The 24,404-nt window shown below is 71.4% G+C and carries 21 protein-coding genes and 1 pseudogene; 11 read left to right on the forward strand and 11 right to left on the reverse strand.

The window, feature by feature from the left end; all coding sequences use genetic code 11:
• Positions 1-38: 38 nt before the first annotated feature.
• Positions 39-275, reverse strand: a pseudogene (locus tag V4Y04_RS37785) (YbjQ family protein); the annotation flags it as partial.
• Between the two features lie 327 nt (positions 276-602).
• On the opposite strand from V4Y04_RS37785, the gene V4Y04_RS20540 reads away from it, so the two are divergent.
• A complete protein-coding gene (locus V4Y04_RS20540; protein WP_332429649.1) occupies positions 603-1,622 on the forward strand; it encodes a DedA family protein in 1,020 nt (339 codons plus the stop codon).
• Between the two features lie 114 nt (positions 1,623-1,736).
• Here V4Y04_RS20540 and V4Y04_RS20545 read toward each other — a convergent pair whose 3' ends face one another.
• Entirely contained in the window at positions 1,737-3,443 is a 1,707-nt protein-coding gene (locus V4Y04_RS20545) for a threonine/serine ThrE exporter family protein (RefSeq protein ID WP_332429650.1), read from the reverse strand.
• Positions 3,444-3,594: 151 nt separating this feature from the next.
• On the reverse strand, positions 3,595-4,086 hold the full coding sequence (locus tag V4Y04_RS20550) for an inorganic diphosphatase (RefSeq protein WP_332429651.1): 492 nt from the start codon (positions 4,084-4,086) through the stop codon (positions 3,595-3,597).
• A gap of 79 nt (positions 4,087-4,165) precedes the next feature.
• Between V4Y04_RS20550 and dacB the strand changes: the two genes are divergently transcribed.
• The 7 genes from dacB (at position 4,166) to V4Y04_RS20585 (ending at position 13,076) form a co-directional block, all read left to right on the forward strand.
• Positions 4,166-5,800 carry a D-alanyl-D-alanine carboxypeptidase/D-alanyl-D-alanine endopeptidase gene (gene dacB / locus V4Y04_RS20555; RefSeq protein WP_332429652.1) on the forward strand — a complete coding sequence of 545 codons (1,635 nt, stop codon included), beginning with the start codon at positions 4,166-4,168 and terminating at the stop codon, positions 5,798-5,800.
• 66 nt (positions 5,801-5,866) lie between these two features.
• Positions 5,867-7,018, forward strand: a complete 1,152-nt coding sequence (locus V4Y04_RS20560; RefSeq protein WP_332429653.1) for a zinc-dependent metalloprotease — start codon at positions 5,867-5,869, stop codon at positions 7,016-7,018.
• Positions 7,019-7,313: 295 nt separating this feature from the next.
• Positions 7,314-8,408 carry a tRNA lysidine(34) synthetase TilS gene (gene tilS, locus V4Y04_RS20565; protein ID WP_332429654.1) on the forward strand — a complete coding sequence of 365 codons (1,095 nt, stop codon included), beginning with the start codon at positions 7,314-7,316 and terminating at the stop codon, positions 8,406-8,408.
• A 61-nt stretch (positions 8,409-8,469) separates the two neighbouring features.
• Entirely contained in the window at positions 8,470-9,030 is a 561-nt protein-coding gene (hpt, locus tag V4Y04_RS20570; protein WP_332429655.1) for a hypoxanthine phosphoribosyltransferase, read from the forward strand.
• Between the two features lie 187 nt (positions 9,031-9,217).
• Positions 9,218-11,257, forward strand: coding sequence for an ATP-dependent zinc metalloprotease FtsH (ftsH, locus tag V4Y04_RS20575; protein WP_332429656.1), 2,040 nt, complete (start codon positions 9,218-9,220; stop codon positions 11,255-11,257).
• Positions 11,258-11,406: 149 nt separating this feature from the next.
• Positions 11,407-12,012, forward strand: a complete 606-nt coding sequence (gene folE / locus V4Y04_RS20580; protein WP_332429657.1) for a GTP cyclohydrolase I FolE — start codon at positions 11,407-11,409, stop codon at positions 12,010-12,012.
• A gap of 182 nt (positions 12,013-12,194) precedes the next feature.
• Positions 12,195-13,076 carry a hypothetical protein gene (locus tag V4Y04_RS20585; protein WP_332429658.1) on the forward strand — a complete coding sequence of 294 codons (882 nt, stop codon included), beginning with the start codon at positions 12,195-12,197 and terminating at the stop codon, positions 13,074-13,076.
• 3 nt (positions 13,077-13,079) lie between these two features.
• On the opposite strand, the gene V4Y04_RS20590 is transcribed toward V4Y04_RS20585, so the two are convergent.
• The 5 genes from V4Y04_RS20590 to folP form a co-directional block, all read right to left on the reverse strand.
• Positions 13,080-13,565, reverse strand: coding sequence for a DUF3180 domain-containing protein (locus tag V4Y04_RS20590; RefSeq protein ID WP_332429659.1), 486 nt, complete (start codon positions 13,563-13,565; stop codon positions 13,080-13,082).
• A 54-nt stretch (positions 13,566-13,619) separates the two neighbouring features.
• Positions 13,620-14,231: a 2-amino-4-hydroxy-6-hydroxymethyldihydropteridine diphosphokinase gene (folK, locus tag V4Y04_RS20595; protein ID WP_332429660.1), complete on the reverse strand. Its 612-nt coding sequence runs from the start codon at positions 14,229-14,231 to the stop codon at positions 13,620-13,622.
• Positions 14,228-14,587 carry a dihydroneopterin aldolase gene (gene folB, locus V4Y04_RS20600; protein WP_332429661.1) on the reverse strand — a complete coding sequence of 120 codons (360 nt, stop codon included), beginning with the start codon at positions 14,585-14,587 and terminating at the stop codon, positions 14,228-14,230. Before folB ends, folK begins: the two co-directional genes overlap by 4 nt.
• A 344-nt stretch (positions 14,588-14,931) precedes the next feature.
• A complete protein-coding gene (locus tag V4Y04_RS20605) occupies positions 14,932-15,453 on the reverse strand; it encodes a nuclear transport factor 2 family protein (RefSeq protein ID WP_332429662.1) in 522 nt (173 codons plus the stop codon).
• A complete protein-coding gene (gene folP / locus V4Y04_RS20610) occupies positions 15,450-16,364 on the reverse strand; it encodes a dihydropteroate synthase (RefSeq protein WP_332429663.1) in 915 nt (304 codons plus the stop codon). Before folP ends, V4Y04_RS20605 begins: the two co-directional genes overlap by 4 nt.
• A gap of 514 nt (positions 16,365-16,878) precedes the next feature.
• Between folP and V4Y04_RS20615 the strand changes: the two genes are divergently transcribed.
• Entirely contained in the window at positions 16,879-18,504 is a 1,626-nt protein-coding gene (locus tag V4Y04_RS20615) for a hypothetical protein (RefSeq protein WP_443080052.1), read from the forward strand.
• A gap of 139 nt (positions 18,505-18,643) precedes the next feature.
• Here V4Y04_RS20615 and V4Y04_RS20620 read toward each other — a convergent pair whose 3' ends face one another.
• Both V4Y04_RS20620 and V4Y04_RS20625 read right to left on the reverse strand, forming a co-directional pair.
• Positions 18,644-19,978, reverse strand: coding sequence for a PH domain-containing protein (locus V4Y04_RS20620; RefSeq protein WP_332429665.1), 1,335 nt, complete (start codon positions 19,976-19,978; stop codon positions 18,644-18,646).
• Positions 19,975-20,385: a PH domain-containing protein gene (locus V4Y04_RS20625; protein WP_332432933.1), complete on the reverse strand. Its 411-nt coding sequence runs from the start codon at positions 20,383-20,385 to the stop codon at positions 19,975-19,977. Before V4Y04_RS20625 ends, V4Y04_RS20620 begins: the two co-directional genes overlap by 4 nt.
• A 265-nt stretch (positions 20,386-20,650) precedes the next feature.
• On the opposite strand from V4Y04_RS20625, the gene V4Y04_RS20630 reads away from it, so the two are divergent.
• Positions 20,651-21,802, forward strand: a complete 1,152-nt coding sequence (locus tag V4Y04_RS20630; RefSeq protein ID WP_332429666.1) for an NADH-quinone oxidoreductase subunit D — start codon at positions 20,651-20,653, stop codon at positions 21,800-21,802.
• A gap of 54 nt (positions 21,803-21,856) precedes the next feature.
• Here V4Y04_RS20630 and V4Y04_RS20635 read toward each other — a convergent pair whose 3' ends face one another.
• Complete coding sequence (locus V4Y04_RS20635) at positions 21,857-22,999, reverse strand: SAM-dependent methyltransferase (protein ID WP_332429667.1); 1,143 nt, start codon at positions 22,997-22,999, stop codon at positions 21,857-21,859.
• A gap of 164 nt (positions 23,000-23,163) precedes the next feature.
• Here V4Y04_RS20635 and V4Y04_RS20640 point away from each other — a divergent pair, with 164 nt between their 5' ends.
• Entirely contained in the window at positions 23,164-24,363 is a 1,200-nt protein-coding gene (locus V4Y04_RS20640; RefSeq protein WP_332429668.1) for a sensor histidine kinase, read from the forward strand.
• Positions 24,364-24,404: the final 41 nt, after the last annotated feature.

Below are 24,404 nucleotides of genomic sequence, written 5' to 3' on the forward strand. Positions count from 1 at the left end.
CCCGGTCCCTCCCCGGGGCCGGGCGGCCGTCCGCGCGCTCAATCGCGTACGAGCACCACCGCGGTGCCGTACGCGCACACCTCGGCGCCCACGTCCGAGGCGTCCGTGACGTCGAAGCGGAACGCCGGCACATCGTTGGCGCCCCGCGCGCGTGCCTGCTCGACCAGGCGCTCCACGGCCTGGTCGCGGGTCTCCACCAGCGTCTTGGTCAGCCCTTTGAGCTCGCCGCCGACCATCGACTTCAGACCCGCGCCGATCTGGCTGCCGAGATGCCGAATGGGGTCTCCCCTGCTCTGGGGGCACCTCCCAGCGGTAGCTGGGGGAGAAGCCGAGAGCTTGGGGAATCACGGTCAGCCCGAAGACCTCTCCGATCACCTCCCGCACCCTGTACCCCGGGACGTCGTTCGTCGTGACCACCAGGACGTCGGCCCCGGGGCCCTGTCCACCGCCGTACTCCTCGATGCCCATGGCCCCAGCTTCGTGGGGGAAAGGGAACGGTGCAATCCTGGGTACGCCCGTGGAACCTGGGCCGAGACGGCTGCGTTGGTAGTTTTGGCAACCAGTCTCCGCCCGCCCCCTCAACCAGCAGGAGCCACAGCCCCGTGACCACCCTTGCGCTCGGCCCGGAGTGGCTGAGCCCGGACTATCTGATCGAGACCTTCAGCCTTACCGGCATCCTGCTGATCGTCTTCGCCGAGTCCGGATTCTTCGCGTTCCTGCCCGGTGACTCCCTGCTGTTCACGGCGGGCCTCTTCGTGGCGGAGGGCAGCTACATCAGCCAGCCGCTGTGGCTGGTGTGCACGCTGATAGTGATCGCCGCCGTCCTGGGCGACCAAGTCGGCTACATGATCGGCAAGTTCTTCGGCCCGAGACTCTTCAGCCGACCCAACTCCAAGCTCTTCAAACAGGAGAACCTGGAGAAGGCCCACGAGTTCATGGAGAAGTACGGTCCCAAGGCGATCGTCCTGGCCCGCTTCGTACCGATCGTGCGCACCTTCGCCCCCATCACGGCCGGTGCCGGCCGGATGAAGTACCGCACCTTCCTCACATACAACCTCATCGGCGGTGTGGCCTGGGGCTCGGGCGTCACGCTCGCCGGCTACTGGCTCGGCCAGATCGGCTTCATCAAGGAAAACGTCGAGACGATCCTCATCCTGATCGTCTTCCTCTCGGTGGTCCCGATCATCATCGAGTTCCTGCGGGAGCGGGCCAAGAAGAAGCGCGGCGGCGGCGAGAACGCGGACGCCCCGCAGCAGGGCGAGTACGACGCGTACGACCGGCAGGCCCCCCAGTACGCCCAGCCGGTCATGGACGACGCCACGACCCAGCTCCGCCGCATCACCCCGGACGGACCGCCGCCCCGGCAGCAGGCCCCACAGGCCCCACAGCCCCAGCAGCCCTACGGCAACCAGGGCTACCCGCAGCAGCAGCCCCAACAGCCCCAACAGCCCCAGCAACCCCAACAGCCGTACGGCAATGACCAGGGCGGCTACGACCAGTACTACGGCGGGCAGCACCCTCAGGCCCAGGGGCAGCACCCCCACGCCCAGGGTCAGGGCGGCCCGGGACAGGCCCAGGGCCCGGACCCCCGTCGGCAGCAGCCCTACAACCAGGGCTACTGAGCCGCCGCACCGAACCCGTCCCCGGGGCGCGCGACATCCGCGCACCCCGGGGATCCGTGTGTCCGGGGGCCTGTGTGTCCGGAGGTCGGGTGCCGGGGACAGGGCGGCCCCGTCTCAGAAACCACGTGTCCGCTTCGCCGCCCTGCGCTTCTCGGCGGAGCCGATCCGCAGGAACAGCCGGGAGATCTCCGAACCGAGGTTCACCCCGATCGCGATGGCCATGGCGAGCGCCACGGCCTTCGAGAGGGACACCAGACCCGCGTCCACCTCGTTCTGGGCGATCGCCAGCAGACCGAAGTACGTGGCGGAACCGGGCAGCAGGGGACCGATCGCCGCCGTGACGTACGGCAGCGCCGAAGCGAACCGGTACCGGGCCAGCAACTGCCCGAACAACCCGACCAGGCCCGCCGCCGCGGCGGTGGAGGCCACCGGAGAGATGTCGCCCGGGTAGGCCATCGCGCCGTACACCACCCAGGCGACGCCGCCGTTGAGGGTGACCAGCAGCACCGTGGCCCGCTCCTGCTGGAGCAGGACCGCGAAGGCCAGCGACAGTGTGAGCGAGGCGGCGATCTGCCACAGCGGCCGCTCGGACTGGCCGAGTGCCGCGTCCGGGTTCAGCTGGGCGCCCAGCTGCACGCCGAAGTAGAGCACCACCAGCACCCCGATCACGATGGCCGTGAAGAAGTACAGGACCTCCAGGAGCCGCGCGGCCGCGGTGATGTAGAAGCCGGTCAGGCCGTCCTGCACGCCTGCCACCAGGGCCCGCCCCGGCAGCAGGGCGAACAGTCCACCGGTGATCACCGCGGACGCCTTCACATCCGCGTGCGCCAGCGTCAGCGCGACGCCGATCGCGGCCGGCGGCATCGCGGCCACCGTGAACTGGTAGAACTCCGGCAGACCCCGGTCGGCGCACTTCCATGCCAGCCGGTCACCGAGCATCGCGCCCATCGCCGCGGCGAAGAACACCAGGACACCACCGCCGACCAGCACCGACGCCGAGCCCGCCAGCAGCCCGCTGGCCGCGTTCAGTACCCAGGTGGGGTAGGGGTGCCGGTTGCGGCGGATCTCCGCGAGCCGCCGGTAGGACTCCTCCAGGGAGATGTGCGTCTCGTCGTCGCTGAGGTCGTCCACCAGCTGGTACACGGCCGCGAGCCGGGTGTAGTCGGTGCCCCGGCGGCGCACCGTGCGCGACGCGGTCACCGGGTCCTCCACCAGCGACGGCTGGTGGGAGATCGACAGCAGGGTGAAGGTGGCGGTCGGCTCGCACTGGTCCAGGCCGTAGGAGCGGCAGACGGCGAACATCGCGCCCTCCACGTCCTCCGCGCCCTCGCCGCCCGCCAGCAGCAGCTCCCCGATACGCAGCGTCAGGTCGAGCACGCGCGGTACGGCGGGCCCGGTCTCGTCGTCGTGCCGGTGCACCTGCTCCGGCGCCGGCCGCTCGGTCACCGGCATGCGCAGCATGGTGCGCATCCGGTCCTGCCAGGGCGCGTCCCGGTGCAGCGAGACGGCCGGGGTCCCGCGCGGCGGGGTGAACGCCGACGGAGCCTGCTTGGCCTGGTACGTGCGCGGCAGGTTGAACGCCGATCCCTCCGCCTCGGCGGGTGGCTGCGGAGCCACGTCCAGGCCCTGGGGCAGGGCGAACTCCGACGTCGTCTCCGACTCCGTGGGGCCTCGTCCGGCGCTCGTGAGCGCCAGCCCTTCCGGGACGGCGAACTCCGACGTCGTCGACTCGGTATCCGTCGAAGCCGTCAGTCCCACCGGAGCGCTGAAGGGGCTCCTCGCCTCGTCCGACCGGGGCTTGCGGTCCTCCGTGTCCGTCACCTGTGCTGCGCTCCCTGTACGACACGTCCGTTGTACCTGCGCCCCCGTCGGGGCCAGGCCGGCGACCCCCAGGGCTCAGTATGCGCACGGACAGCGGAACGGGCCGCACACATAGGTGTGCGGCCCGTTCCGCGTCTCGTGCTCAGGGGGCTCAGTGGCCGCCCGTGTCCTTGAAACGCTTGTAGGACCGCTCGATCTCGATCTCGGCGTCCGTCCGGCCGACCCAGTCGGCGCCCTCGACCGACTTGCCCGGCTCGAGGTCCTTGTAGACCTCGAAGAAGTGCTGGATCTCCAGCCGGTCGAACTCCGACACGTGGTGGATGTCCCGCAGGTGCTCCACGCGCGGGTCCGTCGAGGGGACGCACAGCAGCTTGTCGTCGCCGCCGGCCTCGTCCGTCATCCGGAACATGCCGATCGCGCGGCAGCGGATCAGACAGCCCGGGAACGTCGGCTCGTCGAGAATGACCAGCGCGTCCAGTGGGTCGCCGTCCTCACCGAGAGTGTTCTCGACGAAGCCGTAGTCGGTCGGGTAGGCGGTCGAGGTGAAGAGCCGACGGTCCAAACGGATCCGACCCGTCTCGTGGTCCACCTCGTACTTGTTCCGCGAACCCTTCGGGATCTCGATCGTGACGTCGAACTCCACCGGACGCTCCTCCATGATCAGCACATAGTTCTGGTGGTTAAGTGTCCCTCACGCAGGTGTGTGATCGCGAAAGGGGCTGGTGGTCGTGCCGGAGCTGAGGCCTTGGCGGGCCGTGAGACCGCATGTGGCACGGTTCACGGGCGCCGTACGCCCTCGCCTGGCACGGACCGCGGCGGCTGTCCGGCCGCGTCTGGCACGGTTGCGGCCGAATCGTCCCGCGGGTGTCGCCACGGCCGCCGGGTCACGGATCACGCGGTCGGCGGCCTGGCCGGGGACCTGGTCGAGGACCTGGCGGTTCACCGCGGTCGCGGCCACCGCCGGAACGGTGCTGGCCGCGGGAGCGGTGACCGCCGCCGGTCCCTGGGACTCCACCGGCAGGCGTACGGCCGAGCAGGACCGGGCGGTGGCCCTGGAGGCCACGCGTGGCGCAGCTCACGGCGACACCCGCGGCAACGCCGGTACCCCGCCGCGCGGCCCCCGGACGGCCCCCAGCGCCCCCTCCGTACTCACCGGCCTCGGGGGCGGCGCCACCACCGTGAAGTCGGCGCCCGGCGGGAAGGCCCTCACGGGCACCCTCGCCCCGCTGCTGAAGTCCCCGGCGTTCGGCGACCTATCCGCCTCCGTGGCCGACGTGTCCACCGGCAGGAGCGTGTACGGCGACGATCCCGGCGCCGCCCTCACCCCTGCCTCCACCACGAAGATCGCCACCGCCGTCGCCGTCCTCACCGCGCTCGGCCCCGACCACCGGCTGACCACCCGCGCCACCTTCGAACCCGACACGAAAGAGGTCATCCTCGTCGGCGGCGGCGACCCCACCCTCACCGCCCGGGAGAAGAACCCCGCCGGCTCGGCGAGCCTGCGGGACCTCGCCGGCCGGACCGCCGCCGCCCTCGCCGAACGCGGCGTGCGCGAGGTGACCCTGTCGTACGACACCACCCTCTACGCGGGCGGCGAACGGCACCCGATCGGGGTCAACCCCAACCTCGCCGCCCTCACCCCCCTGATGGCCGACGAGGCCCGCCTCAACGACTCCGCCAGCGGCCCCGCGGACCGCGTCGCCGACCCCGCCGCCGACGCCGCGCGGAAGTTCGGCGCATTCCTGAAGGACCATGGCATCAAGGCCACGCCCCCCGGCCCGTCGAAGTCCACGGCCCGCGCCGGCGCCCTCGCCACGGTCTCCTCACCCCCGCTCGCCACCCTGGTCGAACGGATGCTCACCAACAGCGACAACGACCTCGCCGAGGCCCTCGCCCGCCAGACCGCGATCGCGGCCGGCGAACGCGCCGACTTCGCGGGCGCCGCCGCCGCGGTCCGCGCCCAGCTCCAGAAGCTCGGGGTTCCGCTGAAAGGGGTCGCGTTCAAGGACGGCAGCGGCCTCGACCGCGACAACCGGCTCACCGCCGGCCTGCTCACCGCGCTGCTCGTGAAGTCCGGCGACCCCGCCCACCCGGAACTGCGCCCGGTCCTCACCGGCCTGCCCGTCGCCGGCTTCACCGGCACCCTCACCGGCCGCTACGCCGACGGCGCGGCCGGCGTCGTACGGGCCAAGACCGGCACGCTCACCGGCGTCAACGCCCTGGCGGGCACCGTCGTCGACCGGGAGGGCCGGCTGCTCGCCTTCGCCTTCCTGGCGACCGGCACCACCGACCCGACGGCCGCCCAGACCGCCCTGGACAAGGCGGCCACGGCCCTGGCGGCGTGCGGCTGCCGGTGACTTCCACCTCCGGCCGGCTGCCTCGCCGCCCTGCCCCGCGCCGCGCTCCTCACGTACCGTTGCGACATGACGAGTTTCGGTGGTGCTGCCTCTTCCGGGATGGTCGACTGGGATCTCGCGGTCACGACCGCGACCCGGCTCATGCGGCCGGGCCCCGATGTGAGCCGTGACGAGGCCCGGGCCGTCGTCACGGAGCTGCGCAAGCACGCGAAGGCGTCCGAGACGCACGTCCGGGGCTTCACCCGGCTGGGCACCGACGAGACGCACGACACCCCCGTCCTCGTCGTCGACCGGCCGGGCTGGGTCCGGGCCAACGTCGCCGGCTTCCGCGAACTGCTCAAGCCGCTCCTCGACAAGATGCAGGAACGGCGCGGCACTTCGCCCGGCGGGGTCCTCCTCGGCACCGTCGGCGGCAAGGTCACCGGCGTCGAGGTCGGCATGCTGCTGTCCTTCCTCGCCTCCCGCGTCCTCGGCCAGTACGAGACCTTCGCCCCCGCCACCCGCGACCTGCCGGCCGGCGGCCCGGCCGACGCGCCGAACGGCGGGGGCAGACTGCTGCTCGTCGCCCCCAACATCGTCCACGTGGAACGCGAACTCGACGTGGATCCCCACGACTTCCGACTGTGGGTGTGCCTGCACGAGGAGACCCACCGCACCCAGTTCTCCGCCGTGCCCTGGCTGCGTGACCACATGCAGGGCGAGGTCCAGTCGTTCCTCGGGGAGACCGACGTCGACCCCATGACCGTCCTGGAGCGGGTCCGCCAGGCCGTCCAGTCCTTCGCCGGCGGCCGGCCCGAGGGCGAGGAGGCCGAGGACGACGGGCGCTCCCTCGTCGAACTCGTGCAGACGCCCGCCCAACGGGAGATCCTCGGCCGGCTCACGGCGGTGATGTCCCTGCTGGAGGGACACGCCGACTTCGTGATGGACGGCGTCGGGCCCGAGGTCGTGCCGAGCGTCGCCGAGATCCGCGAGAAGTTCCAACAGCGCCGCGCGAAGGGCGCCTCCCGCCTGGACCTGGCCCTGCGCAAACTGCTCGGCCTGGACGCCAAGCTCCGCCAGTACCGCGACGGCGAACGCTTCGTCCGCGCGGTGGTCGAGGAGGTCGGCATGGACGGCTTCAACCGGGTGTGGACCTCGCCCAACACCCTCCCCACCAAGGCGGAGATCGCCAAGCCCGCGGAGTGGGTCACCCGCGTGCACCGCAAACCCGAGGCGTGAACCGCAAACCCGAGGCGTGAATCGAGCGTGCGCCGCGCGTGCACCCGAACGCCGGGCGTACGCCGCGCGGGTACGGGCCGGTGCGACACCCGGTAACAGGGTTGCAAACGGGGCGAGATGGGACGGAGTGAAGTCAATCCGGCGGACGGGCCCTCAATCACCCGTCCGAGGGACCGTGAGCGAAGAGTAGGCGTGCAATGCTCGGGGAACGTCCCGACTCTGTCACCATCTACACACTCTGAGTGACCGATCCGGGGCGCTCACCTCCCGAAGAACTTCATGAAGGGAACCGGACATGGGTCCCCATCCTGCGGTCGCGGCGATACGCCTGGCGGTCCGCCGCGTACTCCACGACATCCTCGACGAACACACCCGAAACCTCGACGAACACACCCGGGACCCCGGCGAACACAGCCGGACCCCCGCCGGGCCCGGCGGGCCCGGCCGCATCCCCGGGGCCCCGCGCGAGCGTGAACCGTCCCCGCTCGTGCTCGTGGCCTGCTCCGGCGGCGCCGACTCCATGGCACTCGCCTCCGCCCTCGCCTTCGAGGCACCCCGCCTCGGCGTGCGCGCCGGCGGTGTCACCGTCGACCACGGCCTCCAGGCCGGCTCCGATCTGCGGGCCGCCGAAGTGACCCTGCGCCTGCGCGGACTGGGCCTCGACCCCGTCGAGCCCGTCGCCGTCACCGTCGGCCGCGACGGCGGACCCGAGGCCGCCGCCCGCGACGCCCGCTATGCCGCCCTCGACGCCGCCGCCGAACGGCACGGTGCCGTCGCCGTCCTGCTCGGCCACACCCGTGACGACCAGGCGGAGACCGTCCTGCTGGGACTCGCCCGCGGCTCCGGTATCCGCTCCCTGTCCGGAATGGCCGCGGTCTCGGGAGCCGCCGGCCGTTATCGCAGACCCTTCCTGCGGCTCGACCGGCAGACGGCCCGCACGGCGTGCATGGCCCAGTCCCTCCCCGTCTGGGACGACCCGCACAACACCGACCCCGCCTACACCCGGTCCCGGCTGCGCCACGAGGGTCTGCCCGCCCTGGAGAAGGCCCTCGGCAAGGGCGTCGTCGAGGCGCTCGCCCGGACGGCCCAGCTCTCCCGCGACGACGCCGACGCCCTCGACGCCTGGGCCGGCCGGGCCGAGGCCGGCGTCCGCGACGCCGACGGCCGGCTGGAGTGCGCGGGGCTGCACGCCCTCCCGCCCGCCGTGCGCCGCCGTGTGCTGCGCCGTGCGGCCATCGACGCGGGAGCCCCGGCCGGTTCGCTGTTCGCCCGGCACATCGAGGAGGTCGACCGGCTGATCACCGGCTGGCGCGGTCAGGGGGCCATCAATCTCCCCGGCCGGGTCGTGGCCCGTCGCCAGGGTGGCAGACTGGTGATTCGGCAAGGCTGAAAAACGTATCCTCGGCAGAGCCGCGGACAGTACGGGACAGCCGCTGGGACGACCGAAAGTGATGCGGGTGGACGCGAAAGACATGGGTGCCGACCTCGAGAAGGTGCTCATCACCAAGGAAGAGATCGACGCCAAGCTGGCTGAGCTGGCCGCGAAGATCGACGCGGAGTACGCGGACAAGGAACTGCTGATCGTCGGCGTCCTCAAGGGCGCGGTGATGGTCATGGCCGACCTCGCGCGGGCGCTGTCCACCCCGGTCACGATGGACTGGATGGCCGTATCCTCGTACGGGGCGGGTACCCAGTCCTCCGGTGTGGTGCGGATCCTCAAGGACCTCGACACCGACATCAAGGGGAAGCACGTCCTGATCGTCGAGGACATCATCGACTCCGGCCTGACCCTGTCATGGCTGATCTCCAACCTCGGCTCGCGCGAGCCCGCCTCCCTCAAGGTGTGCACGCTCCTGCGCAAGCCCGAGGCCGCCAAGGTCAACATCGACGTGGAATGGGTCGGCTTCGACATCCCCAACGAGTTCGTCGTCGGCTACGGCCTGGACTACGCCGAGAAGTACCGCAACATCCCGTTCGTGGGCACGCTCGCGCCTCATGTCTACGGCGGCTGAGCAATCGCGGCCGCGGCGCCGTATGTGATCGGGAACCCCGGCGGCGTCCGCGCCGTTGGAGCATGCGTGGACGCGAATGCCGACTGTCCCTCGCAGCTTCGGGGGGCAATGCTGGGGTACCGTCCGAAGAACAGTCTTTATCAAACTCACTATGGCAGGAGGGACGGGGCGACACCGCTCCGTATGGATGGACGTGAAGCGATACTTCCGTGGGCCGGTCATGTGGATCGTGCTGGCCGTCCTCGCCGTGGTCGTGTTGATGAATGTCGTCGGCTCGTCCGGCGGCTACAAGACGGTGGACACCGGCCAGGTCGTCCAGGCGATCAACGAGAACAAAGTCAAGTCGGCCAAGCTGACCACCGGCGACGAGCAGATCATCAAGGTCGAGCTCAAGGACGGCGAAAAGGTCAAGGACAGCTCGAAGATCCAGGCGAGCTACATCGGTGACCAGGGCGTCACCATTGCCAACACGCTGCAGGACAAGTACCAGAACGAGCAGATCCCGAAGGGCTACACGGTCTCGCCGTCGAAGCAGAACCCCTTCGTCAGCATTCTGCTGTCGCTGCTGCCCTTCGTCCTCATCGTCGTGGTCTTCCTGTTCCTGATGAACCAGATGCAGGGCGGCGGCTCCCGCGTCATGCAGTTCGGCAAGTCCAAGGCGAAACTCATCACCAAGGACACGCCGAAGACGACGTTCTCCGACGTCGCCGGATCGCACGAGGCGGTCGAGGAACTCCACGAGATCAAGGAGTTCCTGCAGGAGCCCGCGAAGTTCCAGGCAGTCGGGGCGAAGATTCCCAAGGGCGTGCTGCTGTACGGTCCGCCCGGCACCGGCAAGACCCTGCTCGCGCGCGCCGTCGCGGGCGAGGCCGGCGTTCCCTTCTACTCGATCTCCGGGTCCGACTTCGTCGAGATGTTCGTCGGTGTCGGTGCCTCCCGGGTCCGTGACCTGTTCGAGCAGGCCAAGGCCAACGCTCCGGCGATCGTCTTCGTCGACGAGATCGACGCGGTCGGCCGCCATCGCGGCGCCGGCCTCGGCGGTGGTCACGACGAGCGGGAGCAGACCCTGAACCAGCTCCTCGTCGAGATGGACGGCTTCGACGTGAAGGGCGGCGTGATCCTCATCGCCGCCACGAACCGGCCCGACATCCTCGACCCGGCGCTGCTGCGTCCCGGCCGCTTCGACCGTCAGATCGCGGTCGACCGCCCGGACATGCAGGGCAGGCTGGAGATCCTCAAGGTCCACCAGAAGGGCAAGCCGGTCGCTCCGGACGTCGACCTGTCGGCCGTCGCCCGCCGCACCCCCGGCATGACCGGTGCCGACCTGGCCAACGTGCTGAACGAGGCCGCGCTCCTGACCGCGCGCAGCGATCAGAAGCTGATCGACAACCACATGCTGGACGAGGCGATCGACCGAGTGGTCGCGGGCCCGCAGAAGCGGAGCCGGATCATGTCGGACAAGGAGAAGAAGATCACCGCGTACCACGAGGGCGGACACGCCCTGGTCGCGGCGGCCTCCCCGAACGCCGACCCCGTCCACAAGATCACGATCCTGTCGAGAGGCCGTGCCCTCGGGTACACGATGGTGCTGCCGGACGAGGACAAGTACTCCACCACGCGCAACGAGATGCTGGACCAGCTGGCCTACATGCTGGGCGGCCGCGCGGCCGAGGAGCTCGTCTTCCACGACCCGACCACCGGTGCGGCCAACGACATCGAGAAGGCCACCGGCCTGGCCCGCGCGATGGTCACGCAGTACGGCATGACCGAGCGTCTCGGCGCGATCAAGTTCGGCGGCGACAACACCGAGCCGTTCCTCGGGCGTGAGATGGGTCACCAGCGCGACTACTCGGAAGAGATCGCCGCGCTGGTCGACGAAGAGGTCAAGAAGCTCATCGAGACCGCGCACAACGAGGCGTGGGAGATCCTGGTCGAGAACCGGGACGTCCTCGACAACCTCGTCCTCGCGCTCCTCGAGCGGGAGACGCTGGGCAAGGAGGAGATCGCCGAGGTCTTCGCGTCGATCGTCAAGCGCCCGGCCAGGCCCGCCTGGACCGGATCCTCCCGCCGTACGCCGTCCACCCGCCCGCCGGTGCTCTCCCCCAAGGAGCTGGCACTGACGAACGGGACGAACGGCGCGACGCCGGCCATCTCGACCGTGAAGAGCACCGTCGCGGAGCCCGAGCCGGTGCGCGAGCCGGCTCCGGAGGACCGCCCCGAGAGCTGACCGGCTCTCCCGGCGGCCCCACCGGGCCCGGAATGGATGCCGCGCCCCCCAGGTTCTAGCCTGGGGGGCGCGGTTCTTTTGTGTATCCGCAGTTGAGAGCACGTGCGGTCAGGTCCGACACGCGCGCAGGCACAGGAACGAGGCATCACATGACCGACCCCGTGACGCTGGACGGCGAGGCCACCATCGGCGAGTTCGATGAGAAGCGTGCCGAGAACGCCGTACGCGAACTGCTGATCGCGGTCGGCGAGGACCCGGACCGGGAGGGCCTGCAGGCGACGCCGGCCCGGGTGGCGCGGGCGTACAAGGAGCTCCTGGCGGGTCTTCGGCAGGAGCCCGAGGACGTTCTGACGACGACGTTCGACCTGGGGCATGATGAGATGGTTCTGGTGAAGGACATTGAGATCGTCAGTCTCTGTGAACATCACATGCTGCCGTTTCACGGTGTTGCGCATGTCGGCTACATCCCGGCGGAGTCCGGCAAGATCACCGGTCTGTCGAAGCTGGCGCGGCTGGTCGAGGTGTTCGCCCGTCGTCTGCAGGTGCAGGAACGACTCACTACGCAGATCGCCGATTCCCTCATGCGGATTCTCGAAGCTCGTGGCGTGATCGTCGTGATTGAGGCCGAACACATGTGCATGTCTGTGCGCGGCATTCGCAAGCCCGGCGCGAAGACCACGACCTCGGCGGTGCGTGGGCAGCTTCGGGACTCCACATCCCGGGCCGAGGCAATGAGCCTGATACTGGCACGTTGACCCGATTGTCGGCGGTGCCCGATATCATCCCTGATCGGTGAGGTTTATCGCTGGTCAAGGGGGGGATCGCGGTGGGGTACGGGTTGCCCGGCAAGCAACTGGTGAGCGTCGTCGGCGGGTGCCGACAGGCCAGGAATGTCGAGGTGGGCTCGAAGCTCTGGAGCCTGGACGGGACGCGTACGGTGCAGACGACGGTCGTGGAGGTGACGGCTGTCAAAGCCCGTGAGGTCGTGGATGTGGTGACCGATCGGGTGACGTTCACGGTGGCACCGGAGCAGATGCTGGGCACGGCCGAGGGGTGGATTCGGGCGAAAGACGCCAAGGGGGCCATGCTTGCGTGGTCCTACGCGCGGAAGCTGTGTCGGGAGCGGCTGGCCATCCGGCCCTGTTACGAGTTCGGGTACTTCGTCGGAGCCACGTGTGCTGACGGGACGGTGGGCAGGAACTACGTGTCCCTCGTGGTCAACGAGGAGGATTTTGCCGCGCGTTACGCCGGTTGTCCGACCAAGGCGACCGGGCCGGCCGCTCGACTGGAACCGGTGACCCGACCCTCCGGGTATCTCAGGCGCGACGTGCCCGGTTTTCGCGTACGGGTTGTGTCGTCGTACCTCGCGGACACCATGCGGCAGTACGTGGGCGGGGACCCGCATCACATGCGGCAACGCTTTCCGAGAGTGGTTCTCCGGGACATCGACACGTTCGTGGGCTTTCTGGACGGCTATGCCGAGGGAGACGGGTTTCGCCACAAGAAGTGGGACGGGCGCACTGTGATCAGTTCGAATGTGCCGTTCCTCGTGGAACTGGCCCAGATCATCGGTGCGAGGTTCACACCAAGACCCAAGGGGTCTTCTTCCCAGTTGGTCATCACTGACCGATGGCAGGTGCGAGGAACATTTGTGCCCGAGCGCCACCCCTTGGAACCGAACGAGTCGACCTGGGCCGGGGTGAACGAGATCCGGCGTCGTCCGGCAGCCGGGACGAAGCCGTTCATCCTCTACGACTACCACCTCGATCCCTGCCCGGGCTTCCTGGCCAACGGTCACTTGGTCCGTCGGCCTCGGTGACTGTCATATTGCCGGAGCTGTCCCCGGGCTGTCGTCCTCGTCCTCCGGGAGTTTGCAGACGTGCTCCAGGAAGAGGGCCGCCGCTATGACGGCGATGCCCGCCACGACCGAGGACCCCGCGTAGATGGCCTGGTCGCGGCGGGCGGGGATGTCGAGGGACTCCAGGAGGAAGACGCCGGTGCCGCCGTACATCCCGGCGACGAGGGCGGCGACCAGGGCACTGGCCTGGCCGAAGACGACCGCGCGGGCCGCCATCATCGGGTCGACGCCCTTGGCGCCGGGGCGGCGTTCACGCTGGTCCCTGAGGCGGGCGCGCAGGGACAGCGCCGTGGCCGTGAGGACCACGGCGATCAGGGCGAGGACGACGGGCGCCGCCAGCGGAACGCTCGGCAGGGTGCCGAGGGAGTTCCAGAGGCGGGCGACGGCCCAGGACAGGATCCCGGCCACGACGAAGACGCCGGCCAACACCCGGATGCGCAGCTCTCTCACGGTGTCCCTTCGGTTCCCCGGTACCCCGGTATGCGGTCCTGTCGACCTTAACGGCTACTCGGGCAGCCGGAGTTCCAGGTCGTCGCGGGGCGTGACGTCCTCCCGGGGGACCGTGCCCAGCAGGGCGGCGACGGGTCCGCGTCCGGGGAGTTCGGCCTCGGGGTCGACGTCGTGCCAGGGGACCAGCACGAAGGCGCGTTCGTGGGCGCGGGGGTGGGGGAGGGTCAGCCGCGGGTCGTCGGAGCGGAGGTCCGCGTAGGAGACGATGTCCACGTCCAGGGTGCGCGGACCCCAGCGCTCGGCGCGCACCCGGTGAAAGGCCTCCTCGACCGCGTGGGCCCGCTCCAGCAGGGAGGACGGGGGCAGGGTGGTCCTCAGGACCACGACCGCGTTGAAGTACGAGGGCTGGCTGCCGGGCTCGACGCCCCACGGCTCCGTCTCGTACACGGGCGACACCGCCTTGACCCGGATGCCGGGGGTGTCCTCCAGGGCGTCGACGGCCCCCTGGAGGGTCTCCAGCCGGTTGCCGAGGTTGGCGCCCAGGGAGACGACGGCCCGCTTCGGGTCGTGCAGGGTGGTGTCGGCGGCGTCCACCCGCTCGACCACGGAGGCGGGGACGGGCTGGACGGTCGGGTCGGTATGGCCCTGGGTGGACGGCCTGGTCATGCGCGGCTCCGGATGATGGTGACGGTCACGTCGTCGAAGGGCACGGTGATCGGTGCGTCCGGCTTGTGGACGCGGACCTCGACCTCCTGGACCACGTCGTGCTTGAGGCAGACCTGTGCGATGCGCTCGGCGAGCGTCTCGATGAGGTTGACGGGCTCGCCCTGGACGACCGCCACGACCTCCTCCGCCACGATGCCGTAGTGCACGGTCCTGGTCAGATCGTCGTGGGCCGCGGCCGGCCGGATGTCCAGGCCGAGGACCAGGTCCACGATGAAGGTCTGGCCCTCCTCGCGTTCCTTGGGGAACACACCGTGGTGCCCACGGGCCCTCAGGCCGTGCAACGCGACACGATCCACACGAATCCACTCCTGCAAGTCGTCGGTGCGGCCGGTCGGTGCCGTGTGCGGACGGCGCCCCTGCCTCGGTCGAATTTACCCGCGGGTACCGGCAGGGCGGACCACGAGGTGGGCGGGTCCGGTCCGTGCCGGGAGATCTCACCGTGCGTTTTCCCCGGGAAGACCTGGGGCTCACGGACAGGTAGCGGCCCCTACCCGTACGGGGGCGATGCCAATCCCTTCCCGGTCGGGGAGGGGAACGGCGGGCTCCGGCCGGGCCCTGTGGTCAGCCGGGTCCGGCCGGCCCGGTGGTCGGGCCGGTCCGGGGCGATGGTCGGTCCGGGCCGACGGTCGGTCTGTTCCGCTCAGGAGGGGGGTTCGGCGTCGTCGGGTGCCTCGGAGTCCTCGGTCTCGTCGTTCTCGGCGAGGACGGGGGAGGCGTGGTGGGACCAGAGCCTCCAGCCCGCGGGAGTGCGCCGGTACACGTTGGTGGCGACGACCAGCTGCCCGAGCAGGGGGCCGAGCTCCTCGCCGGCCTCCGGGGCGGGGCCGCCGCTGAGGATGTTCTCGGTGCAGGTCACGACGGCGGTGTCGCCGGTGACGGAGACATGCACGTCGGTGAGGAAGAACTGGATGTAGTCGGTGTTCGCCATGATCAGGGCGTACGACCGGAGCACCTCGCCGCGGCCCGTGAGCACCGGCCAGCCGGGGTGCACGCAGGAGATCACGCCGGCGTCCGCCGGGTCGTGGTAGGTCTCGTCGACGCCCAGGTCGGCCGGGGTCAGCCAGAGCGACGCGACCTCTTCGAAATCGCCCTGCTCGAGCGCCTCGTAGAAGGCGGCGTTGGTGGCTTCGACCTGCTCGACATCGGTGTGCGGGGCGCTCACCGGGCTCCCTCGGCACCGTGCGCGCCGGGTACGGGAGGCGTGCCGTCCGGGGTGCGTGCCCGCTCGACGGCGTGGGCGACCCGTACGGCGTCCGCGGTGGCGCGCACCTCGTGCACGCGGACCGCCCAGGCGCCGCCCTGGGCGGCGAGGGCGGAGACGGCGGCGGTGGCCGCGTCGCGCTCCCGGGCGGGCGGGGGCGCGCCGTCGGGGCCGGCCAGGACGTGGCCGAGGAACCTCTTGCGGGACGCGGCCACGAGCAGCGGGTGGCCGAGCGCCCGGAGGCGGTCGAGACGGGCGAGGAGGGCGAGGTCGTGGTCGGCTCCCTTGGAGAAGCCGAGCCCGGGGTCGACGATCACGCGGTCGGCGGCGACGCCGCCCTCCAGTACGGCGTCCACGCGCGCGCGGAGTTCGTCGACGACCTCGGTGACGACGTCGTCGTACGTGCCTTTCACGTTGTCGCCCTCCAGCAGGCCGCGCCAGTGCATGACGACGAAGGGGGCGCCGGCGTCGGCGACCACGGGGATCATGCCGGGGTCGGAAAGACCGCCGCTCACGTCGTTGACGAGCGCGGCGCCCGCCGCGAGGGACCGCCCGGCGACGGAGGCGCGCATGGTGTCGACGGATACCGTGACGCCCTCGGAGGCGAGCCCACGGACCACGGGGATGACGCGCTTGAGTTCCTCGGCCTCGTCGACACGCGTGGCGCCGGGGCGGGTGGACTCGCCGCCGACGTCGATCAGGTCGGCGCCCTGGGCGACCAGGTCGAGGCCGTGCTTGACGGCGGTCGTCGTGTCGAACCAGCGGCCACCGTCGGAGAAGGAGTCGGGCGTCACGTTCACGACGCCCATGACCGCGCAGCGGCCCCAGTGGGGAAGGCCCGGGACGTGAAGGTGTCCGCTCCTGTTGCTCATATGTTCAGCGTAGGCCCAGAACGGGGCCGGGAAGCACCTGGATCAGGGGGACGCGGCCGGAAGCCGGCTCCGCGGAGCTCGTGACCCGGAGCGCCGGAGCCGGACCGCGGCCCGGTATTCCGGCGGGCGTGGGACGGCCGGCGGGTGTATCCGGATCTCGTCGGTCGCCCCGGAAAGCGGCGGGCCGGGATGGGGCGCCTTGGGACGTGACTCGGGTACGCCTCGGGTACGCCTTCCTTACCTGGGAGTAGGTTCTTCGGGCGGAAGCCCGAATGGATCCGCGGACGCCGGAAGGGCGGTGCGGGGCGGGACCGTTGCCGGCGCGGGAGCCGATCCGATGCGGGGCCGGGGGTAACGAAACCGGCTTTCCGCCCGGAAAACGATCTTGATAATTGAGGCGCGGGCCTATTCACGGTTCGGCGGAGTTCCCCGATGCCCTGTGAAAGCCTCGGTACGGCTTTGTTTTTACGGGGCGGGGCTCCAACATTCGCCTACGCGCGGTAAGTTTCTGGCCATGCCACGTGGACGTCACCGTCATTCCCCGCCCCTGCACAGGATGTTTCCCCCGTCGGCGATCGCAGGCGTCTCGCTCGTCTGCGCCCTGGGGCCCTGGGTGTTCACACAACCGATGACGCTTCGCCTCCTGGCCGCTGCCGCGGCGGCCGTGGCGATCCTCGGTGCGGTCGTCATGCGGCACTGGGACGCCCAGGCCGGCAAGCAGGTCGCCGACCTCACGCGCGCGCGTGCCGGTGACGAGTGGCGTTTCGAGGAGCGGGTCGCCGAACTGGAGTCCGACCTCGAGGAGTCGCGCGAGCTGCGCCTCAAGGTGGAGCACCGGCTGCGCGCCAAGCGCACGGAGCTGGCCGCGCTGCGCAATGAGCACGCGGCACTGCTCAGGCGGTACGCCGCGGCGGAGACAGGCCGGGCGACGGTCCTGGAGGAGCGCCGGGTGCTCGAGATCGAGGCGACGGTTCCGGCCCGCGCGTTGACGGCGGGACCGTCGGCCGCCGAGTCCGGTGCCGCCCCCGACGGCAAGGCGACCGTTCCGGCGGCAAGGACCGAGGGCGGGACCGAGGGCGGGACGACGACCGTGCCCGAGTCCGAGGCCCCCGAGTCCGAGGCCCCAGGGGCCGGGGTAACCGCGGACGGTGGGGAGGAGGCCGGGCAGCCGGAAGCTCCCCAGGTCTTCTCGCCGGCGGGGTCCACACTGTTTCTGCGGGCCGACTCGGCGCTGGCACGGCTCGCCGGCGACGACGAGGGAGACGACCGCCCCGCGCGGGACGTCACCGATGCGGCCGATGCCACCGATGCCACCGATGCCACCGATGCGGCCGATGCGGCCGATGCGGCCGATGCCACCGATGCCACCGATGCCACCGATGCCACCGATGCCACCGATGCGGCCGACGCGACCGAGGTGACCGATGCGGGGGCCGCGGAGACGCCGGCCGACGACGCGCCGGTCGACGCCGGCACCCCTCGGGTCGGCCACCCGGCGAAGGGCGGTGACTCCGCGTCCAGGAGGGAGGACACCCTGCCCGGGAACACCGTCGGGTCCCCCCGGAGCGACGGCGCCCCCGAGGACGACGACCCGGAGGACGACGACCCGGAGGACGACGACCCCGAGCCCCTCAGGGCGAGGAAGCCGCAGCAGCCGCAGGAGGGCGAGGCGGAGGGGCGGTCCGAGGCGATGACCGAGCGCGGACGCGCGACCGCCTCCTCCGGCTCGGACACCGGCACCACGCCCGAGCAGCCGGCCCGGTCCGCACAGCCTGTCCTGCCTGCCCCGTCGGCCCCGCCCGGCAGTTCCGTGCGGCGGCCCGCCGGGCACTTCACCGTGCCGACCGCGGTCGCGGTGGCACCACCGACCGAGCCCGTGCGGCGCCCGGTGTCCGACGGCACCTTCGACTTCTTCGGTACGCAGAACGAGGCGGAGGGCGCCGACGTGGCCGCGGCGGAGACGGTTGCCCCGCACACGGCAGAGGTCGATCCGGAGTTCGAGCCGGCCGGCCACGCGCGGGGCGTCGGCCAGGTCATCGACCTGACGGCGCACGACGAGCCGGAGCCGGCGGACGAAGAGGCAGAGGCCGGGACCGGGGCCGGGACCGGTACGAAGGGACTGCGCAGCGCGGTCTCCTGACGGCAGGGAGCGCACACGGCAGACCCGCCCACGGCGAACGGGGTGACGCGAACGGGGTCCCGCACGGGAGACGTGCGGGACCCCGTTCGCGTGTCCGGCCAGGTGCCAGGTGCCAGGTGCCAGGTGCCGGGTGGCCGGGTCAGGCCATCCACCGGTCCGGGCGGGCGTCCCGGCGACCGGTCCGGGACCGTTCCGCCTGGGCCCGCAGCAGCTCCGCCGCCTCGCCTGCGTCCCGGAGCCGGGCCGTCACGGACTTGTTGGCCCCGGTGTCCACATGGACGTCCGCGACGCCCCGGGCGCGCTCCCAGGGCCCCTGGGACAGCCGTACGCTCTGCACCTTGGCGTGCGGCACCAGTGCGACGGTCCGGGTCAGCCGGCCGTGCCGCGCGGCGAACACGGTGCCGGTGACGGCGAGTCCGTAGCCGCGCCACCACACCGGCATGCACCACCGCGCGCGCCGCGGCGGCCGGGAGAGCTCCGCGTGCGACGGCACTTCGACGCCGGGCAGCACCCGCGCGACGACGGATTCGGCGATCTCGCGCGGAGCGACCGGCAGCAGCAGGGAGTTGGACGAGCCCGCCACGTCGAGCTCCACCCGCACCCAGCCCCGGCGCCGCCACAGCAGCGGCTCCACGATCCGCACGGTCTGCACCCGCCCCGGCGGGACCGTCTCGTGCACCCGGTCGAGGAGACCGTGGTCGATCCGCAGCCCGTCGGGCGACTCGCCCAGGGTCCAGTCGTACTCGGTGACGAACCGGCCGACGCTGCTCGCGCCCACCGCGCCGGCCATCGGGACGGCGGCGGCGAGGAGCGTCCACAGGCTGTGGGTGGCCGTCCACAGCAGCGGCAGCGCGACGGCGGCGACGATCAGCCAGATCCAGGTCGCGCCGGTGAGCACGAGGGAGAGGGCGAGGACGCCGGGGGGCACGCGCAGCAGCTGCCGGGACGGGGCCTCACCCACCTCGTGCGCCGTCTCGGGTGCGAAACCGGCCGCCCGCGCGAGCAGTTCGGCACGCAGCGCGCGGGCGTCGTCGGCGCCCAGGAAGGCCAGCTCGTCCTTCTTGTCGGTACCGATGACGTCGAGCTTGAGCTTGGACACGCCCGCGACCCGCGCGAGCAGCGGCTGGGTGACGTCGATGGCCTGGATCCGCTCCAGCCGGATGTGCGCGGTACGCCGGAACAACAGCCCGGTGCGGATGCGCAGTTCGCTGTCGGTCACCGCGAAGTGGGTGAACCACCAGGTCAGGAAGCCGTAGAGGGCGGCGGCCGGGATGAGGACACCGAGCCCGATCAGCAGGGTGGTCGTCGTCAGCCGGGTCAGCTGGCGCTGTGCCTGGTCCGGGTCGTGCAGCGCCCACCCGATGATGACCGCGACGGGCGCCCACGCCCGCCTGAGCGGCGTGACGGGGTGCAGCCGGCGCTCGATCACGGGCCGCCGCTCGCGTACGGCCTCGGAGGCCTGTGAGGCGGTCACAACCCCGCCGATCGGGCTTCGCCCAGCTCGGTGAGCCGGTCGCGCAGTCGTTCCGCCTCGGCCGGGACGAGACCGGGGATGGTGGCGTCGGACGCCGCGGCCGCCGTGTGCAGTTGCACGCTGGCCAGCCCGAAGTGCCGTTCGAGGGGCCCGGACGTCACCTCGACCAACTGCATCCGCCCGTACGGCACGACCGTCTCCTCACGCCACAGGACACCCCGGCTGATCAGCAGGTCGTCGGAGCGCTCGGCGTACCGCCAGGAGCGCCAGTTGCGCTCCAGCATCACCCAGCCCCAGACCAGCAGGGCCAGCGGCGGCAGGGCGAACGCGGCCCAGCCGGGGCCGGCCAGCAGACCCGGGACCAGTCCGGCGGCCAGAGTGAGCAGTCCCAGCCACACCACCAGCATCAGTCGGCGCACCTTCAGCAGCCCCGGTGGCAGTGCGATCCACTGCGGCTCGTCGCCGGGGGCCGACGGCGCGCCGGAGGGGACCTCCGGCTCCTCCGGCCCCACCGGCTCCGTCGGCGCGGCCGGTTTCGCCGTCGGTCCCGTCGTCGTCCCGGTGGTCGCCGTGGCCGCCGTCGCCTCAGCGGTCCGTTCCGGTCCCGCTGTACCCGTGTCGTGCGGGTTCCCCGTATCCATGGCCCCAGCGTACGTAGGGGAGACTGTGTGCATGACTCCTACGACGGAGACCATGGTCGGCATCGGCGGCGCCGCGGAGAGCACCGACATGGTGCTCAACATCGGGCCCCAGCATCCGTCCACGCACGGCGTGCTGCGGCTGAAGCTCGTCCTGGACGGCGAGCTCATCACCAGCGCGGAGCCCGTGATCGGCTATATGCACCGGGGCGCGGAGAAGCTGTTCGAGGCGCGGGACTACCGGCAGATCATCATGCTGGCCAACCGCCACGACTGGCTGTCGGCGTTCTCCAACGAACTGGGCGTGGTCCTCGCCGTGGAGCGGATGCTCGGCATGGAGGTCCCCGAGCGCGCGGTGTGGCTGCGCACGCTGCTCGCGGAGCTGAACCGGGTGCTCAACCACCTGATGTTCCTCGGTTCCTATCCGCTGGAACTCGGTGGCATCACACCGGTGTTCTACGCCTTCACCGAGCGCGAGGAGCTCCAGCACGTCATGGAGGAGGTCTCCGGCGGGCGCATGCACTACATGTTCAACCGCGTGGGCGGCCTCAAGGAGGACCTTCCGGCGGGATGGAGCACCCGCGCGCGCGGTGCCGTCGCCGACGTGCGCTCCCGCATGGACCGCTTCGACGACCTGGTGCTCGGCAACGAGATCTTCCGCGGCCGCACGCGCGGTGTCGGCGTCCTCTCCCCGGCGGCCGTGCACGCGTACGGGGTGAGCGGACCGATCGCCCGCGCCTCGGGCGTCGATCTCGACCTGCGCCGCGACGAGCCGTATCTCGCGTACGGCGAACTGGCGGACGTCCTGAAGGTCGTGACCCGCGAGGAGGGCGACTGCCTCGCCCGCTTCGAATGCCTCCTGGAGCAGACGTACCACTCCCTCGACCTCGCCGAGGCATGCCTCGACCGGCTCGCCGACCTGCCCCCGGGCCCCGTCAACCAGCGGCTCCCGAAGGTACTCAAGGCGCCCGAGGGGCACACGTACGCGTGGACCGAGAACCCGCTCGGCATCAACGGGTACTACCTGGTCAGCAGGGGCGAGAAGACGCCGTACCGGCTGAAGCTGCGCTCGGCGTCGTACAACAACATCCAGGCGCTCACCGAGCTGCTGCCGGGGACTCTGGTCTCGGACATGGTGGCGATCCTGGGGTCGATGTTCTTCGTGGTGGGCGACATCGACAAGTAGGGCGGCAGGACGGCATGGCAGCAGGGCGGCAGGACGCGGAAGCGGGGAGCCGCCTCAGACGGCGTCCGCGAGCACGTCCGGGATCCCCACCGGCTGCAGCAGCCACCCGAAGCCGCCGAACCCGCCCGGCGCGACGAGCTCGGCGGCCTCCGAGGCGGCCGCCAGAGCCCGTACGTAGCCGGCGGGGTCGGTGGACGCGAGGGTGAGCGGAGGGCGCGAGCCGGTGAGGCCCAGGGCGCGCAGGGCGGCACGCTGGGGGAGCAGGCGGGCGCCGGGCAGTGCGCAGGCCGCCGCGCAGGCGTCCAGGGCGACGTGCGCGGTGATGTCGCACGACCCGTCCGGTACGGGTGCGGTCTCCCTCCCCTTCCGGAAACCCGTGAGCGTCCCGAACGGCGGGCGCGCGGTCGCCGTGTGGGCGTAGTCCACGGCGACCGCGAGCCCTCGCGCGAGCGTCCCGACCGCCGACGCCCAGGCCAGGTCCCGGGTCAGCCCGATCTCCGCCCGCAGTCCCGCTCCGCTCGTGGCTCCCGCAGTGGCCTCCCCCTCCGTGGTCTCTCCGCCGTCCGTCACGGGCCCCTCGTCCGTCACGGGCCGCTCGTCCGTCACGGGCCGCTCGCCCGTGAGGGGCCACCACCGTGCCAGCCACTCCGCCTCCGGGCCGGTGACCGGCGGTCCGAGCCGTTCCGTTCCGTGGTCGTCCACCAGGACCAGTCGGGGGACGCCCGCCGGGTCGGCCTCGGCGACCTCCAGGGGCACGTTGTCCAGCCACTCGTTGGCGAACAGCAGCCCCGTGATCCGCTCCGGGGGCTCGGCCCGCCACTCGACCCGTCGGTCGAGGCCGCCGGGACGGCCGGCGAGTTCGACGGCGTACGCACGTGTGCGTCCCGCCACGTCGGCGGGCAGCGCGGCGAGCACCCCGGCGGCCAGTTCGCCCCGGCCCGCCGCCATGTCCACGAAGTCGAGCACCGCGGGCCGGCCCAGCGTCTCGTCGACCCGGCACAGCAGACGCGCCACGGCCCCCGCGAACAGCGGTGAGGCGTGCACCGACGTACGGAAGTGCCCGGCGGGGCCCTCCGGCCCGCGGTAGAACCCGTCCGGTCCGTACAGAGCCGCCCGGGTCGCCGCCCGCCACCCGCGCGGGCCGCCTTCCGCACCCGCCCCCGCCGTCACCGGCGCCACCCGCTCGTCGCCGCCCATGTCACCGGTGCCACCGGCTCGCCGTCGCCACTGCCGCCGTCGTCATCGGCCCAGGTTACGTCCGGGGAGGTGCCGGACCTCCACCTTGCGGAGTACACGTGCGGACCGGGGATCGGCCCTCCGGTTGACCCCTGCACGCATTTCGCTTCCCTACGCTGGGTCACGTGCAGCGCTTCTACGATTTTCTCCGCAGGCACCCGGCATGGGTCGACGGCTTCTGGGCCGTGGTCCTGTTCGGGATCTCGTTGTTCAGCGGAGCGCCCGTCGAGGAGGGGCACGGGACCCCGCCGACGGCCGTGGCCGTACCGGTCATGCTGCTGCTTTCCCTGGTCGTCGCGCTGCGCCGCCGGATGCCGGAGCGGATGCTGGTGCTGGCCCTCGTGGTGGGCCTGCTCCAGGTGGTCCTCGACGTGGCGGTCCTGCCCGCGGACTTCGCCATGCTGGTGATCGTCTACACGGTCGCCGCCGTCGGCGCCCGCTGGGCCTCCCTGCTCGCGCTCGGCGCCGGACTGTGCGCGGCACCGGTGGCGCAGGCGCGCTGGCCGTTCGAGGACGTGAGCGTGGCGGGCAACATCGCCATGGTGATATTCCAGACCGTGCCCTTCGTCCTCGCCTGGGTGCTCGGCGACTCCATGCGCACCCGGCGTGCCTACTTCGCCCAGCTCGAGGAGCGCGCCGCGCGGCTCGAGAAGGAGCGCGAGGCGCAGTCGAAGGTCGCGGTCGCCGCCGAGCGCGCCCGCATCGCGCGCGAACTGCACGACGTCGTCGCGCACAACGTGTCGGTGATGGTGGTGCAGGCGGACGGCGCCGCCTACGTCCTCGACACGGCGCCCGACCAGGCGAAGAACGCCCTGGAGACGATCTCCTCCACCGGCCGGCAGGCGCTCGCCGAGATGCGCCGCCTGCTCGGCGTGCTGCGTACCGGCGAGCACCAGGAGGCCGGGGAGTACGTGCCGCAGCCCGACGTACGGCAGATCGAGGATCTCGTCGAGCAGTGCCGGGAATCCGGGCTGCCGGTGGACTTCAAGATCGAGGGCACCCCGCGTCCCCTGCCCAGCGGCCTCGAACTCACCGCGTACCGCATCGTGCAGGAGGCGCTCACCAACACCCGCAAGCACGGTGGGCCCAACACGGGCGCCGGTGTGCGCCTGGTGTACTTCGACGACGGTCTCGGCCTGCTCATCGAGGACGACGGCAAGGGCGCCCCGCACGAGCTGTACGAGGAGGGCGGGTTCGACGGCCAGGGGCACGGTCTGATCGGGATGCGCGAGCGGGTCGGTATGGTCGGCGGCACCCTGGACGCGGGTCCGAGGCCGGGCGGAGGGTTCCGTATCAGTGTCCTGCTGCCCCTCAAACCCGCTTGACGTCCCCACGCTTGCGCACGCCCTTTATTGACACCTGTAAC

This window comes from Streptomyces sp. P9-A2, assembly GCF_036634175.1.
Lineage (GTDB): Bacteria > Actinomycetota > Actinomycetes > Streptomycetales > Streptomycetaceae > Streptomyces > Streptomyces pratens.

What these genes read in the sequence shown, in the direction of transcription:
- V4Y04_RS20560 (WP_332429653.1), top strand. Translation starts at nt 5,867, where the DNA reads ATGACGAGTTTCGGTGGTGCTGCCTCTTCCGGGATGGTCGACTGGGAT.
- tilS (WP_332429654.1), top strand. Translation starts at nt 7,314, where the DNA reads ATGGGTCCCCATCCTGCGGTCGCGGCGATACGCCTGGCGGTCCGCCGC.
- hpt (WP_332429655.1), top strand. Translation starts at nt 8,470, where the DNA reads ATGCGGGTGGACGCGAAAGACATGGGTGCCGACCTCGAGAAGGTGCTC.
- ftsH (WP_332429656.1), top strand. Translation starts at nt 9,218, where the DNA reads ATGGACGTGAAGCGATACTTCCGTGGGCCGGTCATGTGGATCGTGCTG.
- folE (WP_332429657.1), top strand. Translation starts at nt 11,407, where the DNA reads ATGACCGACCCCGTGACGCTGGACGGCGAGGCCACCATCGGCGAGTTC.
- folK (WP_332429660.1), bottom strand. Translation starts at nt 14,231, where the DNA reads ATGACCAGGCCGTCCACCCAGGGCCATACCGACCCGACCGTCCAGCCC.
- folP (WP_332429663.1), bottom strand. Translation starts at nt 16,364, where the DNA reads ATGAGCAACAGGAGCGGACACCTTCACGTCCCGGGCCTTCCCCACTGG.
- V4Y04_RS20615 (WP_443080052.1), top strand. Translation starts at nt 16,879, where the DNA reads ATGCCACGTGGACGTCACCGTCATTCCCCGCCCCTGCACAGGATGTTT.
- V4Y04_RS20625 (WP_332432933.1), bottom strand. Translation starts at nt 20,385, where the DNA reads ATGCTGGTGGTGTGGCTGGGACTGCTCACTCTGGCCGCCGGACTGGTC.
- V4Y04_RS20630 (WP_332429666.1), top strand. Translation starts at nt 20,651, where the DNA reads ATGACTCCTACGACGGAGACCATGGTCGGCATCGGCGGCGCCGCGGAG.
- V4Y04_RS20635 (WP_332429667.1), bottom strand. Translation starts at nt 22,999, where the DNA reads ATGGGCGGCGACGAGCGGGTGGCGCCGGTGACGGCGGGGGCGGGTGCG.